18 protein-coding genes and 1 tRNA gene are annotated in these 13532 nt (G+C 52.5%); 9 read left to right on the top strand and 10 right to left on the bottom strand.

Annotated features, from left to right (window positions below):
• Positions 1–125 precede the first annotated feature (125 nt).
• The 5 genes from HZB62_06810 (at position 126) to HZB62_06790 (ending at position 2531) form a co-directional block, all read left to right on the top strand.
• Positions 126–210 (top strand) — tRNA-Leu (locus tag HZB62_06810).
• A 490-nt stretch (positions 211–700) separates the two neighbouring features.
• Positions 701–1249, top strand: a complete 549-nt coding sequence (locus tag HZB62_06805) for a hypothetical protein (GenBank protein MBI5074862.1) — start codon at positions 701–703, stop codon at positions 1247–1249.
• 139 nt (positions 1250–1388) lie between these two features.
• On the top strand, positions 1389–1601 hold the full coding sequence (locus HZB62_06800) for a dodecin domain-containing protein (protein ID MBI5074861.1): 213 nt from the start codon (positions 1389–1391) through the stop codon (positions 1599–1601).
• Between the two features lie 209 nt (positions 1602–1810).
• Entirely contained in the window at positions 1811–2011 is a 201-nt protein-coding gene (locus tag HZB62_06795) for a hypothetical protein (protein MBI5074860.1), read from the top strand.
• A 184-nt stretch (positions 2012–2195) separates the two neighbouring features.
• Complete coding sequence (locus HZB62_06790; protein ID MBI5074859.1) at positions 2196–2531, top strand: hypothetical protein; 336 nt, start codon at positions 2196–2198, stop codon at positions 2529–2531.
• A gap of 135 nt (positions 2532–2666) precedes the next feature.
• On the opposite strand, the gene HZB62_06785 is transcribed toward HZB62_06790, so the two are convergent.
• The 10 genes from HZB62_06785 to rpsF form a co-directional block, all read right to left on the bottom strand.
• Complete coding sequence (locus tag HZB62_06785; protein ID MBI5074858.1) at positions 2667–2846, bottom strand: hypothetical protein; 180 nt, start codon at positions 2844–2846, stop codon at positions 2667–2669.
• Positions 2847–3167: 321 nt separating this feature from the next.
• Positions 3168–3866, bottom strand: a complete 699-nt coding sequence (gene mnmD, locus HZB62_06780; GenBank protein ID MBI5074857.1) for a tRNA (5-methylaminomethyl-2-thiouridine)(34)-methyltransferase MnmD — start codon at positions 3864–3866, stop codon at positions 3168–3170.
• 78 nt (positions 3867–3944) lie between these two features.
• Positions 3945–5408 (bottom strand): OFA family MFS transporter, encoded by a 1464-nt coding sequence (locus HZB62_06775; GenBank protein MBI5074856.1) that lies wholly within the window; start codon positions 5406–5408, stop codon positions 3945–3947.
• 62 nt (positions 5409–5470) lie between these two features.
• The gene (locus tag HZB62_06770) at positions 5471–5779 is read right to left on the bottom strand and encodes an HNH endonuclease (protein ID MBI5074855.1); all 309 of its coding nucleotides are present in this window, start codon (positions 5777–5779) and stop codon (positions 5471–5473) included.
• Between the two features lie 4 nt (positions 5780–5783).
• On the bottom strand, positions 5784–7814 hold the full coding sequence (locus HZB62_06765; protein MBI5074854.1) for a diguanylate cyclase: 2031 nt from the start codon (positions 7812–7814) through the stop codon (positions 5784–5786).
• On the bottom strand, positions 7748–8035 hold the full coding sequence (locus tag HZB62_06760) for a DUF507 family protein (protein ID MBI5074853.1): 288 nt from the start codon (positions 8033–8035) through the stop codon (positions 7748–7750). Before HZB62_06760 ends, HZB62_06765 begins: the two co-directional genes overlap by 67 nt.
• On the bottom strand, positions 8032–8313 hold the full coding sequence (locus tag HZB62_06755; GenBank protein ID MBI5074852.1) for a DUF507 family protein: 282 nt from the start codon (positions 8311–8313) through the stop codon (positions 8032–8034). The genes HZB62_06760 and HZB62_06755 overlap by 4 nt, the downstream gene beginning before the upstream one ends.
• Position 8314: 1 nt before the next feature.
• Entirely contained in the window at positions 8315–8545 is a 231-nt protein-coding gene (locus HZB62_06750) for a 30S ribosomal protein S18 (GenBank protein ID MBI5074851.1), read from the bottom strand.
• A gap of 32 nt (positions 8546–8577) precedes the next feature.
• Positions 8578–8976 carry a single-stranded DNA-binding protein gene (ssb, locus tag HZB62_06745; GenBank protein ID MBI5074850.1) on the bottom strand — a complete coding sequence of 133 codons (399 nt, stop codon included), beginning with the start codon at positions 8974–8976 and terminating at the stop codon, positions 8578–8580.
• Complete coding sequence (gene rpsF / locus HZB62_06740; protein MBI5074849.1) at positions 8977–9366, bottom strand: 30S ribosomal protein S6; 390 nt, start codon at positions 9364–9366, stop codon at positions 8977–8979. It abuts the gene before it with no gap.
• Positions 9367–9538: 172 nt separating this feature from the next.
• Here rpsF and mqnE point away from each other — a divergent pair, with 172 nt between their 5' ends.
• The 4 genes from mqnE to HZB62_06720 are packed head-to-tail and all read left to right on the top strand — an operon-like array spanning position 9539 to position 13500.
• Positions 9539–10645, top strand: a complete 1107-nt coding sequence (gene mqnE / locus HZB62_06735; protein MBI5074848.1) for an aminofutalosine synthase MqnE — start codon at positions 9539–9541, stop codon at positions 10643–10645.
• Positions 10645–11754 carry a dehypoxanthine futalosine cyclase gene (mqnC, locus tag HZB62_06730; GenBank protein ID MBI5074847.1) on the top strand — a complete coding sequence of 370 codons (1110 nt, stop codon included), beginning with the start codon at positions 10645–10647 and terminating at the stop codon, positions 11752–11754. Before mqnE ends, mqnC begins: the two co-directional genes overlap by 1 nt.
• A gap of 9 nt (positions 11755–11763) precedes the next feature.
• A complete protein-coding gene (locus HZB62_06725; GenBank protein MBI5074846.1) occupies positions 11764–12711 on the top strand; it encodes an FAD-dependent oxidoreductase in 948 nt (315 codons plus the stop codon).
• Entirely contained in the window at positions 12712–13500 is a 789-nt protein-coding gene (locus HZB62_06720; GenBank protein ID MBI5074845.1) for a glycosyltransferase family 2 protein, read from the top strand.
• The last annotated feature ends 32 nt before the right edge of the window (positions 13501–13532 follow it).

The following is a 13532-nucleotide window of genomic DNA, read 5'->3' as shown; positions in this document are numbered from 1 at the left end:
AGCGCTCATCTTATGCATGATCGCTTATCATACAATGAATAATTTATTTTATAAAGACAGCTGAAAGCCCTGTCAGACAGCGGGATATTTGACCTCATGCAAAAAATTCTCTTACAATTAATCATGCGGGAGTGGCGGAACTGGCAGACGCGCTGGACTTAGGATCCAGTGGAGCAATCCGTAGGGGTTCAACTCCCCTCTTCCGCACCACTTTAAAATCAAGGGGTTGCGTGTTTCCCGGCATAATCTTCAGACCTGCTTCACGGTGAAGGCCTGCAGCTGTTTTGGAAGCGCAAAAAATCAAAAATCAAAACGCGGGGACCAGTAATCCAGATAATTCCCGCACTTGATCCGGACACGGCATCTATTGCAGACCCTGAGGTATTTATAGCACTCGAAATGGATACACCATATCGTAACTTCCGGAGCAGATATCTGATCTGCCCTCTGCACAGACAACGCAGCAGGTGAAGAAGCTCTTTGCATACTTTCTATTATGGCACGTCTCCATGCGGTCTTATCAAGATAATGCAGGCTGGTCCCACTTCCCGGCCCCATTTCAGAAAGCCATGAGCAGCAGAATGAACTATGGTTTGACATGCTGAACTAAACATAATGACTAATTGCCTGTTGTATGTTATAAATGAAGCTGAAAGAGGAGTTGACTTCAGAGTCAAATTATTGCAATGCAGGAGGGATCGTGAAGAGGATCATCGGTATTGCTACAGTTTGTTTTGCGCTCATTATCATCTGCGCTTCGTCAGCCCAGTCCCAAACCCAGGAGATCGGCGGCTATACCGTCGTCCGCGGCGGCTCCGGATCGATAATCTGCATCGGCAGATGGGTGCCGTCGACCGATCCCGGCAGGCCCGGGTACTGCGAAGGACAGATGGCAGATCCGTCTCAGCTGACTGCGATCTCCGCCAGACAGACAGCAGACAAGCTCGATCAACTGCTCATTTTCCTTGAATCCATTGATCAGAAGCTGGCGGACAACAACGCTCAGATGGAACGGCTTATTGAGGCCACGATCAATACTCAGACTTCCATCAATGAGACCCAGACATCGATCAATCAGCAGACGGCCCAGGTTGGGGAGCTTATGCATGACACGATCTCCACAAGGGTCGATGCATTGTCCAGACGAGTACTGGCCAGCGATACCTTCAAAAAAGAGCTCGAAAAACTGAAGCAGGATATCCTGACAGATATAAAAAAATACTACCCTGCTGCGCCGGTGGCCAAATGATCTGAACTGCTTACGCCCTACGATTCACGACTCACGCTTTACGCCTTACGGCCTTTCAACGGCGGCCTTGCCGCCGCGATAAATACGCAACCGGGCGCACCCCGCCTCCTCAGGGGAGATGTGCCGGAAGGAGCAGACCATGCCTGAAAGTGTTTACAAGGTCATTGAGCTGGTAGGAACAAGTACGGAATCATGGGAAAAAGCTGCAACTGCTGCGGTCAAGATGGCATCCAAGACGTTAAAGGACCTGCGCGTTGCTGAGGTTGAGAAGCTCGATATGCATATCGAGGACGGAAAGATAAAGGCTTACCGGGCAAAAGTAAAGCTCTCGTTCAAGTATCACGATAAGTAATAGGGCCTGAGAGCGATTATCCGTCATAAGCAGGGGTGTCACCCTGGCATCCCTGCTTATGCAATTCTGAGAACCTTCACGATTCATCCGCCCCGGCGGACCCGCTCCGGAGGGCGATTACAGTTTACTCTTCACGCATTACGCATTACAGAGCTGCACCTTTGATTGTAACGAAAGTTTGAGCAAGTCCCTGAAATGCATCAGGGTATTTGGCAGGTTTCGCCGAACTTGCTGAAGCTGCTGTGAGAGAACGTCAGATGCAGCAGGAAAGGGAGGTTGCCATGCTTATTTCAGCTCTTACTGCAATACATGTCCTCGGCGTGGTCATCTGGATAGGCGGTGTGGCCTTTGTCACTTTTGGGCGTTTCTGCGGTTTTCGTTTAAGATGCGCCCTGGATCTTAAATTATAAAAAGTGCCTCAAAATCCCTCGGGGGGCAGGACCTTGACCCTTGATACTTTTTGATCTCAAGCAGATCAGAATCGCCCGTCACCTGCCCCGGACTCTTCAACCCTGTCCCGACTGAACATGTGATAGACTGAATCACGGGGAACGGACTGACGGTGAGACACACGGAAATCAGGCAGGAGGCGCTATGAACAGAAGACGCATGATCATGATGCTTGCTGCGTCTGCGCTGGGGATCGCGTACAGCGGTCTGCTCTATTATTTTCAGACCCTGACCGGAACGGCCAAGGGTGACGGGATCACCGGCGTTATGCTCGGCCTCTTCATCGCTGCCCATCCTGCCGCCGGCTTTCTGGATATGTTCTTCTTTGAGAAGGATACCAGGTACCGGTTCTCCCTCAAATGGTCTGCTCTTTTGTGGCTGGTGCTCGACCTTCTGGTCCTCCTGGTCGGATGGTATGTGATCTTCATCGGACTCACCCGTCTGCTCGGCAGAGGCGGGTACGGCTGGTTCCCTGCTTAGATAATGACAGGACAGAACATACGCTGCACGTCGCGGCCCGCAACCCGCGAGGCCGGGGTCCAGGAGAAGATGCTCGAGAGCTGTTCAGGGACCGGTGGCAGATACTGACTTCTTACTGTTCGATGCTCCTATTGGTCACTTTGACAATATTTCACCATTACCCTCAACTCTGTGATCGGCTTTTATTAATGCTTCTTTAATTGCCTCAACCGTAACCTTGCTGTCATCAAAAATAATGGTGAGCGTACGCTTCTCCTGATCATCATCAACTTTCTTTACCCCTGCAAGGGCCTCCACGGCAAAACTTGCCGTCATTGCAGCTGATGCTCAAAATACCGTAGGCACATTCAATCTGACCTTTATTTCTTCGGCATGGACAAGGGCGGCCAATGTCAGGAACAGAAAGACCAGAGCAGCTGAGACAACCTGTTTTCTTTTTTTCATAATACTCCCCCTGATAAATAATAATTCGGAAACCTTTATTCAGCTAAACAGTAACAGGGAGATCCCTGCTTGTCAAATTGATATTGGGATTGCAGTTTAACTAATTATTACATATTGAGGGTTAAGGTCAGCCATCTTTGCCAGCGGGCACGGAGGTCTATCGATCCCGGCCGCCATGGGACCATCTCTGAACTACTGCTTTATACCCCTGAGCACTGCTTTTTTCCCGCCGAAACCGGGGACCTGCTCAACGGCAAAACCTGCGGCCATAAGTCCCCGCCTCACCGCTCCGGCGACTGTATAGGTGGCACAGGCACCGCCTGACACGCTTTTCTCTCCGATCGCCAGGAGAAGCTCAGGCCGCCAGATGAAAGGGTTCTTCTTCGGCCCGTGGCCGTCGAGAAACCATGCGTCACAGGGCGCAGCAAGTGCCTGGACCATTTCAAGCGCCTCGCCGATCCAGAGATTAAGGGTCAGGATGCCGAAAGACCGCGTGACCTGCATCTGGTGCCAGCCCGATCTGGTGGTTTCAAGGCAGCCATAGGTCCGGACAAGCAGGTCTATGAGCGGGCCGACCTGGGGCCTGAACGGTTCGAGGATCGAGGCCATCCGTTCAGCAGAGATCGGATGCAGTTCAACGGAGTTGTACGTTATGGACAGATCCTTCAAGGCGCTGCTCTCCAGAAAGTCCATCAGGGCGATCAGGACACGGCCTGCGCCGAAGCCTGTTTCACCTATCCTGAATTCCCTGCTGCCCGGCCCCATGGCTGAAAAGGCATCAAGGAGGCTGCAGCCCTGAAAGAAGATATGCTTTGCTTCTTCAATGGCACTGACCACATCGAAATAGCGGTCGTCATAATGTTCATTCAGAAGATAGGGAGGGATCTGCATGGTTATGAATCCCCGGAAGTCAACCCGGTCAGTCCGCTGACAACAGCACCTCTGCAGCGGATGCAGAGTATTCCGCCCTCACCGTGCAAAGCGGTCCTTGTGCCTCTTCTCGATCGTCCGCGCAGCAAAGGTCAGCACTGCAGCAAGCACCAGCACCACGGCAGCTATCAGATAGGCCTCATTATAACTACCGGTGCCTGTACTCTTCTTTGCCGTCTCGAACAGCCTGCCGGCAACAAGCGGGAAGATGAAGCCGCCGACACCCCAGGCCGTAAAGACAAGGCCGTAGTTTATACCGAAGTTCCTGAGACCGAAGTTGTCCTTTACTGCTGAGGGAAAGACCGAGAGGCAGGCGCCGTAATTGAATCCCAGGAGCATCGAGACAACAACAAAGGCGGTCATATTGCCCAGTCCTGTGCGGAGCACCATCATCAGACCGGCCTGGAACAGGAAGATGATGCACATGGTCCAGAGGCGTCCGATCCGGTCAGAGAGCATCCCGGCGATGATCCGGCCTGCGGCATTGCCGATCGCAAGCAGGGCAACAAGGATGAAGCCTGCCTCGATCTTGCCGAGCTTCGCAATCGTGGTGATGTTGCCGATGATCATAAGGCCGGCGCCTGCAGCAAAGGCGTACATGGTCCAAAGGAGGTAAAAGAGCGGCGTCCGCAGAATTTCACCCGGCCCAAGATTTATTGCGGCGGCAGCAGCAGCCTTCGCAGCACCGGGTCCGGCATCAGGGGGCTGATACCCTGCCGGAGGCGCGATCAGAAACTGGGCAAGCAGTGTGACCACGATCAGGAAGCCGACGCCGAAAAAGAGCAGCGTCCGGTGGATATTGCGCTCCTTCAGAGCAAGCAGCTGAGCTGCTGCATCCTTGCGGGCAATATCCTTGTCAGTAAGGTCTGATACGACATGCGCAATGTCCAATCCGCCGAACTCGGCCTGGGTCGTTGCCAGCTCTGTCCGCGCCTTCTCGTATTCCCTGTCGGCCAGATCCTTAGCCCGCGCCAGCTCCACCACTTCAGGAAGCGGCTGGCCGGTGAGGCTGAAGCCGGTGAGGTAGTTCGCAACAGGCGAGATGTAGACCGAGGCAAGGCCGAAGCCTGCGACCACGAGGCCGGCGATAAGACCGGTCTTGCGTGCAGAGAACCACTTGACCGCAGGCGGGGTGGCAGATGCATATCCCAGACCGATGCCGGCACCGGCGAAGATCCCGAAGCCGATCACGAACCAGAGCACGGTAACGGCATAGGACGCGATAATGCAGCCTATCCCGGTCAGGAGGCCGCCCGCAGTTGCGACCCACCGCGGCCCGACCCGGTCCTGCAGTCTTCCGGCCGGCACCATCACCAGCGCAAAGACAATGCAGGCGATCGAGTACGGAAGCGCCTTGTCCGCGTCAGACCAGCCCCACTCTGACGGTATCGCCTTTTTGATAACGCTCCAGGCGTAGAGTACGCCGAGAGCAAGGTTGATGCCTATGCCTGCAAGCGTTACGGTCCATCCTTTATTCTGCACGGTATCTTTTCCTGTTATCATAATGTATTGCGTAAGACTGATCATGGGGCAGGGATAACAAAGCGATCGTCTTGCATCATGCCCTATTCCAATTCTTCGCCCTGCTGCATGGCAGTGAGATACTCCTCCCATTCAATGGGCAGCATATGCTTCTTCTTATTATTGCATTCCTTGCAGGCAGGCACGCAATTCCCTTTGGTCGACCTGCCGCCTCTCACGAGCGGCACAATATGGTCCATGGTCAGTTCCTGTACAGGAAACGGCTGGCTGCAATAATAGCAGCGGCCCTCTGCAAGCCTCCTCTTCCACCACGGGGAATGCCTCATTTCGCGCGCTTTGGCCCGCTCTTTTTTGATCTCAGCATCGCTCACTTCGGAGATAAAATAGTCCATACGGTTATCGGATCATCTCCCAGTTCACGCTCTGATTTCTGCCATTATGCTTAGCATGATAAAGTGCCTGGTCTGTTCTCTCTATCAGCTCTTCCTTGGTCCGCGCATCAGCAGGCACGGTAGCAATACCGATGCTCGTCGTGACCTTCAGGGTCCTGTTGTCAGAAGAAAACGTCTCTGCCATGATCGCCTTTCTCAGCCTCTCCGCAATGTTCTTTGCGCCGACGCTGTCCGTGCCCGGCAGGATCACAACGAACTCCTCGCCGCCGTACCGCGCTGCGATATCGATGTCCCGGATCTCATGCAGCAGGATCTTTGAAACGCCCCTGAGCACAAGGTCTCCCACAGGATGGCCGTACGTGTCGTTTACCTTTTTGAAAAAATCTATGTCAGTCAGCAGCAGGGAAAGCGGCGTTTCATGCCGCTCAGACCGCTTGAGTTCCTCGGTCAGTTTCTGCTGGAAGACCCTGTGGTTGTACAGGCCGGTAAGACCGTCTGTTGTCGCCATCCGCTCGATCTCCGCATGCATCTTGGCATTGGCGATCGACGTCGCCGCCTGGTTGCACATCACCTCGACAAGACTGATCTGTCTGCTGTCAAGAAATTCTTTCTGTGTTGACAGCATCCCGAAAATACCGATCAGGTCGCCTTCAAAAAAAAGCGGCACCGCGATCACCGAGCGCGCATCTTCTGTTCTGAACTGGGGAGGCAGCACCTTCATCACAAACTGCCTGATGTCGCTGACATACTCCTTATGTCTGTTCTCTATAGCAAGGCCTGCCAGAGTCCCCCGGAAGTCTATCTCTTTCGGCGCTCCGGAGATTTCACCCGGGAACTGCTTTGCCTGAAAACCCTGCATGCCATGCTCAAAAAAGAACGGGGCTCCGGAAAACGCCTGCCGGGAATAGTGGCACAGCTTATTGACCACATCGTCATAATGGATCGATGCGGCAAGACTTGAGCTGAACTCCTTGATGATCCTGAGCGCCGTGATGTCATGCTTGATAATCGTGTAAACTCTCTCGCGCTCCAGTATCTTTGCGATCTGGCCGGAAAACATTTTAACGGTCATCTGCCCGGGCTCGTTGAAGGCATGGTACCGAGAGGAGTCGACCGTAAGAAGTCCTACCGGCGTGGAGCCCTCCATAACCGGTACCGCAATGAGCGAAAGGATCCTGGCGTCCTTGATGTAGCCGACCTCGATATTCTTTTCATCAACTTCGCCGGACAGAAAAGGCTTGCGTTCCCTCAGGCAGGTCGCCAGTACTCCCTTGCCGGTAATGATCACCTTCCCCTTGTCGTCTGTGGAGCACCGCAGGGAAATGGTATCGCCGTGTGACTCGAAAAAGTATGCAGCATCAGCGAACACTGCATGCTTTATCGCATGGAGCAGCTCCTGGATCTCCTCGTTTGCCCTTATCTTCGACGCAAAGTAGTGGGAGATAAGCTCATCGCTGCCGAGGGACTCCATCTCGGTGTCCTGCGTCCTCTCGCGTGCGCCGGTCGTGATCTTCGCCAGCTCGTTGACCGCCTTCTCCTTTTCACTGCGCAGTACCCTGAACATAAACGAGGCAACGACAGACGTGAGGATCAAAAAAAAAGAGAATGCCGCTTCCCCTGCAATGTTTTCCCTGGTTATCGTAAATGACCTTAACGCATTGAAGGGTACAAGAACCGCAAGAGGAATGATGACGTTCATGCGGTAAAATCTGGTCATGGCGATGATAAAGGGGAAATAGGCAAGCTTGAGCCACAAAAAGGCCGAGATATCTATTATGCCGGCAAGAATGAGAAGGATAGCGTAGAGGAACTCTATCGCATATTCACGCCTTCCCGAAAGCAGATGCAACGCACCGCAGGCAATAAGGGTAACTGCAGTGAACGGAAACCAGATTCGGGGAAATTGGACAGGATAATTAAGCAGCAGGCCGGCCCAGGAGGCAACGAGCAGAAGAACAGATGCTCCCCTCAGCCAGTAGCTCTTCCCTTTTTTGTCTCCTCTTCCCGGAAATATTTGTTGTAGAGAACTTCCCATTCAGCGCTACCTTCTACGAGTTTCTTTGAGAATGACAGAAGCTTCTTCCTGACGATCTGGTCGATCTCCTCGCCGATCTTGAGCTCGCCCACGATCGTGCGCTTGATCTCCTTCCTGACGGTCGCTTCCTCATCCTCATCCATATCGATGATGTCCAGATCATAAAGCTTGTTCAGAAGGATATGGCTGAGATGCGAGACCTTGTCTTCAGAGAGCATCATAGGACCAGATTCCTTTCCTTTACCAATTTCTGTTTGGTAAGCTCAAAAAGCTTGCGGTAGTCCATCCGGTTGCGCTCGATATCCGTCTCGTGCTTCTTCAGGAGCTCCCGCACCTCGTTGTTCAGCCTGTCCTCAATCATGAGTTCCGCAAGAATGATCGCGTCCGCCTGTTCAATGAGCTTCTCTACAGGGATTTTCGGCGTGATCATCTGTCCGGCAATAAGGTTGTCAATGATCTTTTTTGCCATGATCGGAACCCATGATTTCGGTATGCGCATCTTATCTCTCGATAAAAGAGATGAGAGCAATGCTTCTTGCCCTCATGATCGCTTCACTCAGCACCCGCTGGTGGAGCGCACACGTTCCGGTCATGCGGCGGGTAAGTATCTTTCCTCTCTCCGTGAGGTAGCCTCTGAGGAACTTGATGTCCTTGTAATCTACGAAATCCACCTTCTCGGAGCAAAACCTGCAGAACTTTCTTCTCTGAAATCTTTTCTGTGGTGCTGCCATAGTATCTCCTTTTTTTATTCGATCGTTATTTTTTAGAACGGCTCAAGGTCCGTTGTCTCGTCAGGGGGGGCAAAGTCATCGGAAGCACCGCTGTCGTGAGAGCCTCCTTCATCCTTCTTGCTGAGGAAGCGGACTCCCTGCGCAACGACCTCAAACCGGGACTTCTGCTGGCCGTCAGTCTCCCAGCGCTGCTCCTGCAGTCTTCCTTCAACAAGGACAGACTTGCCTTTGGCAAGGTACTGGGCCGCGGTCTCGCCCTGCTTGCCCCATACGACAACATTGATGAACAACGTGTCATCCTTCATGCTGTCGCCGGACTTGTATCTTGTAGTGGAGGCAAGCCTCAAGGTGCATACCGGCGTTCCCTTCGGAGTATATCTGAGCTCAGGGTCCTTCGTAAGATTGCCTATGAGTATGACCTTATTGAACATTTAAGCCTCTTTCGGTGCCTGCTCTGCCTCTGCAGCAGCCTGCGCAGCCGCCTGGGCAGCAGCCTCCGCCGCAGCCTGCGCAGCTTCCAGTGCCTTGACCTGCTTTGGCCCGAGCTTGATCACCATGAATTTAATGACCGAATCATAGACCTTGTAAAGTTCTTCGAGCTTTCTGATCGAGGCAGCCGGGGTCTTGAAGATAAAAAGCACGTAGAAGCCCTTCTGCTGCTTCTTTATCTCATAGGCAAGTTTTTTTCTGCCCCAGAGATCTGCCTTGATTGTCTCACCGCCGGAATTTGCGACCACGTCCTTAATCTTTGTAACAGCAGCATTGATCTCTTCATCAGAGAGTGAGGCGTTGAGGATGACGACGTTCTCGTAGATGTTCATGCAAACACCTCCTTATGGATTGTTCTCCCGCAGACCGGGAGATTAAAGCCCTTCCCCAAGGGAAGAGCAAGGAGCTAATTGTTATACCATAGGCCACAACAGCAGGTCAATAAAAGCAGTCCTGGCCGAGAGCCTTTTGGTCTTTGACCGGTGTTTTGATTTATAATGTTCCATGCTCTCCGGAATACGGGAAAAAGTCCTCGCAGGCAAACGCATCACCGAAGAGGACGCTCTGCGCCTTTTCGAGACCGACGACATCTTCACCCTCGGCGCTCTCGCATCTCATGTGGCCGGAAAGAAAAACGGAAGCAAGGCCTATTTCATCCGGAACAGGCATATCAACCCGACAAACATCTGCGTGAACCGCTGCAAGTTCTGCGCATTCAGCAGGTCTCAGGGGCAGGAGGGCGCATACGAGCTCACCATAGATGAAATAATCAAGAAGATTGGCGAAGGGCAAACTGGCGGGCGGGCGGGCAAGCCGGCAGGCAGGCAGGCTGTTTTCGGCATTTCCGAGGTCCATATCGTTGGCGGCCTTCATCCTGAATGGCCCTTTGAGCATTATCTCAACATGATCTCTGCCATAAAAAAACATTTTCCAAGGCTCCATATCAAGGCATTCACTGCAGTGGAGATCGATTATTTCTCGAAGATCAGCGGACGTTCTCTTCACGATACGCTTACCGCCCTGAAAAAGAACGGGCTCGGCTCCATGCCGGGCGGCGGCGCAGAGATCTTCAGAGAAGGCATACGGAACCGGCTCTGTCCGGAAAAGATCCCGGGTGACCGCTGGATCGAGGTGATGGAAGCAGCCCACCGGGTCGGCATCAGGACGAATGCGACCATGCTCTATGGACATGTTGAAGACCTTGCTGACAGGGTCGATCATCTCTCGCGCCTGAGAGGTCTGCAGGACAGGACAAAGGGCTTCCAGGCGTTCATCCCCCTTGCCTATCACCCCAAAAATACGGAGATCAAGGGCAGCTATACCTCCGGCATCGACGATCTCAGGACAGCAGCAGTGAGCCGCATCTTCCTCGATAATTTTGCTCATATCAAGGCCTACTGGATCATGCTGGGAGAAAAGATCTCCCAGCTTGCTCTCCTGTTCGGGGCTGACGATATTGACGGCACAATCGTTGAGGAGAAGATCACCCATTCGGCGGGGGGACTGGCCGGTGAAAAGCTCACGGCAGAACAGCTGGTGAACCTGATACAGAAGGCAGGCAAAACAGCTGTAGAGCGGGATTCATTTTATAAGGCGGTCAGGACATACTGATGACGACACAACGGATCAACAGCCGGATAAGCGGTAAAGAGGCGCTTGCCTTATTCAAAAATGCCGACCTGCTTGGCCTGGGCATGTGGGCGGATACTATCAGGAGAACGCTCCATCCTGATAAGATCTGCACCTTTGTTGTAGACAGGAACATCAACTACACAAATATCTGCATTAATAAGTGCACCTTCTGCGCATTCTGGAAGGATGAAGATGATGCGGATGCCTATCTGCTTGACACGGATACCATATTCAGGAAGATCGAAGAGACGGTCGAGCTCGGCGGCACACAGATACTTATCCAGGGCGGCCTCCACCCGGCACTCGATATTTTTTATTACACTGATCTTCTTTCTTCTATCAAGGATCGGTTCGATATCAATATCCACGGCTTTTCACCGCCGGAGATCTGCTATATCGCAGATGCATCAGACCTGACCATAAGGGAAACTCTCGGGATACTGAGGTCTGCAGGTCTGGACTCGATCCCCGGCGGCGGCGCAGAGATACTTTCTGACCGCGTGCGGGAGGTGCTGAGCCCCAGGAAGATCAAGTCCTCGCGCTGGCTCGAGGTGATGGAAGCAGCGCACAGGCTTGGCATGAGGACAACAGCGACCATGATGTTCGGCAGTATCGAGACACCTGAGGACATCATTACCCACCTTGATGCCGTCAGGCAGCTTCAGGACAGAACAGGCGGATTTACGGCCTTCATACCCTGGTCATTCCAGCCGGGCAATACGGAATTGAATCAGCAATCAGCCGTCAGTAATCAGCCGTCAGCCGTGAAAAAACTCAAAACTCAAAAGTCAACTTTTCATGCAGCAACAGCTGTTGACTATCTCAGGGTGCTGGCGCTTTCAAGGATCTATCTCGACAACGTCGAGAACATCCAGGCCTCGTGGGTGACCCAGGGCTTGAAAATGGCTCAGGTAGCCCTCCGTTTTGGTGCGAATGACTTCGGTTCGACCATGATCGAGGAGAATGTCGTGGCCGCTACCGGCGTGAGCTATGCGGTCACCATGCATGACATCATCAGCGCCATCCGCTCGGCCGGCTTTGTCCCTGCCCAGCGGGATACGTATTACAATATTTTGAGACTTTTGTAGGGAGGACCCATGTCTGACACAGAGAATATATATGACGTTCTGATCATAGGCGGCGGGCCGGCAGGCCTTGCTGCAGCCCAGTATGCGTCGCGGTCCAAACTCAGGACAGTTGTTCTGGACAAATCAAAGACCGCCGGCGCACTTGCGTACACCGGCCATATCGAAAACTATCCGGGCGTGCCGGGTCCTGTTTCGGGGAGGCAACTGCTCGATCTTTTCAGGGACCAGGCAATCAGGTTCGGCGCAGAATACGTGGAAGCTCAGGTCATAGGTGTGAATCTCGGCAGCGAGATCAAGGAAGTCTTCACCATGGAAGGAGGATATAAGGGCAGGAGTGTGATCATTGCAACAGGTTCAATGGGCAGAAAGCCTGCGATCAAGGGAGAGGCGGAGTTCCTGGGCAGGGGGGTAAGTTACTGTGCTGTCTGCGATGCCGCCTTTTTCAAAGGCAGGACCGTCTGCGTCATCGGCAGTTCAGAAGAGGCAGTCAAGGAAGCAGGGTACCTTACCCGCTTTGCGGAGACGGTTTATCTCATCTCGCCCACACCAAAACTGAAGGTCGAAGATCACCCTGCCCTTGAAGCTCAAAATCTGAAGGTTCTTCTCAGCCATACGGTCACATCCATCGAAGGCAGAGACACGGTCGAAAAGATCAACCTTGTTGATGCCGATAAAAAGGAGCTCCAGCTCGCCATGGCAGGCGTATTTGTCTATATTCAGGGCAGCAAGCCTATCGTAGATTTTCTGTATGGTGCTGTGCCCCTTACGGAAGAGGAATGCATCGATACGAACAGGATGATGGAAACATCCCTCTCAGGCGTATTCGCTGCCGGCGATGTCATATGCACTGAAGTGCGCCAGGTGGTAGCAGCCGTGTCAGACGGTGCAAAGGCAGCCCTTTCCGCAGAAAAATTCCTGCATAACAGGACGAAGACCAGGCTCGACTGGGGCAAATGATTGAAAGTATCCGTTATCGTATCGACCTATAACAGTCCTGCGTACTTAAAGAAGGTGCTCGATGGTTTTCTCTGCCAAATAAAACCTCCTGATGAGATCATTATCGCTGACGACGGTTCAGGGAAAGATACCGCGGAGCTGATCCAAAGATCATCCGCCCTGTTCAGTTTCCCGCTGCTGCATGTCTGGCAGGAAAATAAAGGCTTCCGGGCAGGAAAGATCCGCAACTCGGGTATAGCCCGGTCTTCCGGCGATTATATTATCCTTCTGGACGGCGACTGCGTGGTTGATAGGAACTTTGTATTGGATCACCTTTCCCTTGCTGAAGAAGGATATTTCATCCAGGGCAAAAGGGTCCTTGTCAATAAAGAGTCCATGGAATATTTCGACCATCATCAGGCCAATTCTTTTCTGATGTTATTGAAATTGGCCGCGACCGGCAAACTTTCCAATATCCACCATCTGATACGCCTTCCTTATTCAATGTCGGTCAGGAATAAAAAGCTCGTAGGGATTAAATCATGCAACATGAGTTTTTTCAGAAAGGATGTAATGGCCGTAAACGGCTTCAATGAAAATTATGTCGGATGGGGAAATGAAGACTCTGATCTTGCCTGCAGATTTATCAGATACGGTCTGGCAAAGAAAATCTCTCCCTTCAGCGCCATCTGCTTTCATCTCTGGCATCCGACAAACAAAACCGTAGGAGACCTGAATAAAAAACTTCTGGACGATACGATCAACGCGGATATATACTTTTGTGAAAATGGCATTTTTAAGAAAAATTGATCCCGAGACGCTGCTCCGGGCAGGATACTCGG

Source organism: Nitrospirota bacterium, assembly GCA_016214855.1.
Taxonomy (GTDB): domain Bacteria; phylum Nitrospirota; class Thermodesulfovibrionia; order Thermodesulfovibrionales; family UBA6898; genus UBA6898.
This window is presented reverse-complemented; position numbering and strand designations above follow the sequence as displayed.

What these genes read in the sequence shown, in the direction of transcription:
- HZB62_06800 (MBI5074861.1), top strand. Translation starts at nt 1,389, where the DNA reads ATGCCTGAAAGTGTTTACAAGGTCATTGAGCTGGTAGGAACAAGTACG.
- HZB62_06790 (MBI5074859.1), top strand. Translation starts at nt 2,196, where the DNA reads ATGAACAGAAGACGCATGATCATGATGCTTGCTGCGTCTGCGCTGGGG.
- HZB62_06785 (MBI5074858.1), bottom strand. Translation starts at nt 2,846, where the DNA reads ATGACGGCAAGTTTTGCCGTGGAGGCCCTTGCAGGGGTAAAGAAAGTT.
- mnmD (MBI5074857.1), bottom strand. Translation starts at nt 3,866, where the DNA reads ATGCAGATCCCTCCCTATCTTCTGAATGAACATTATGACGACCGCTAT.
- HZB62_06775 (MBI5074856.1), bottom strand. Translation starts at nt 5,408, where the DNA reads ATGATAACAGGAAAAGATACCGTGCAGAATAAAGGATGGACCGTAACG.
- HZB62_06770 (MBI5074855.1), bottom strand. Translation starts at nt 5,779, where the DNA reads ATGGACTATTTTATCTCCGAAGTGAGCGATGCTGAGATCAAAAAAGAG.
- HZB62_06765 (MBI5074854.1), bottom strand. Translation starts at nt 7,814, where the DNA reads ATGGGAAGTTCTCTACAACAAATATTTCCGGGAAGAGGAGACAAAAAA.
- HZB62_06760 (MBI5074853.1), bottom strand. Translation starts at nt 8,035, where the DNA reads ATGATGCTCTCTGAAGACAAGGTCTCGCATCTCAGCCATATCCTTCTG.
- HZB62_06755 (MBI5074852.1), bottom strand. Translation starts at nt 8,313, where the DNA reads ATGCGCATACCGAAATCATGGGTTCCGATCATGGCAAAAAAGATCATT.
- HZB62_06750 (MBI5074851.1), bottom strand. Translation starts at nt 8,545, where the DNA reads ATGGCAGCACCACAGAAAAGATTTCAGAGAAGAAAGTTCTGCAGGTTT.
- ssb (MBI5074850.1), bottom strand. Translation starts at nt 8,976, where the DNA reads ATGTTCAATAAGGTCATACTCATAGGCAATCTTACGAAGGACCCTGAG.
- rpsF (MBI5074849.1), bottom strand. Translation starts at nt 9,366, where the DNA reads ATGAACATCTACGAGAACGTCGTCATCCTCAACGCCTCACTCTCTGAT.
- mqnE (MBI5074848.1), top strand. Translation starts at nt 9,539, where the DNA reads ATGCTCTCCGGAATACGGGAAAAAGTCCTCGCAGGCAAACGCATCACC.
- mqnC (MBI5074847.1), top strand. Translation starts at nt 10,645, where the DNA reads ATGACGACACAACGGATCAACAGCCGGATAAGCGGTAAAGAGGCGCTT.
- HZB62_06725 (MBI5074846.1), top strand. Translation starts at nt 11,764, where the DNA reads ATGTCTGACACAGAGAATATATATGACGTTCTGATCATAGGCGGCGGG.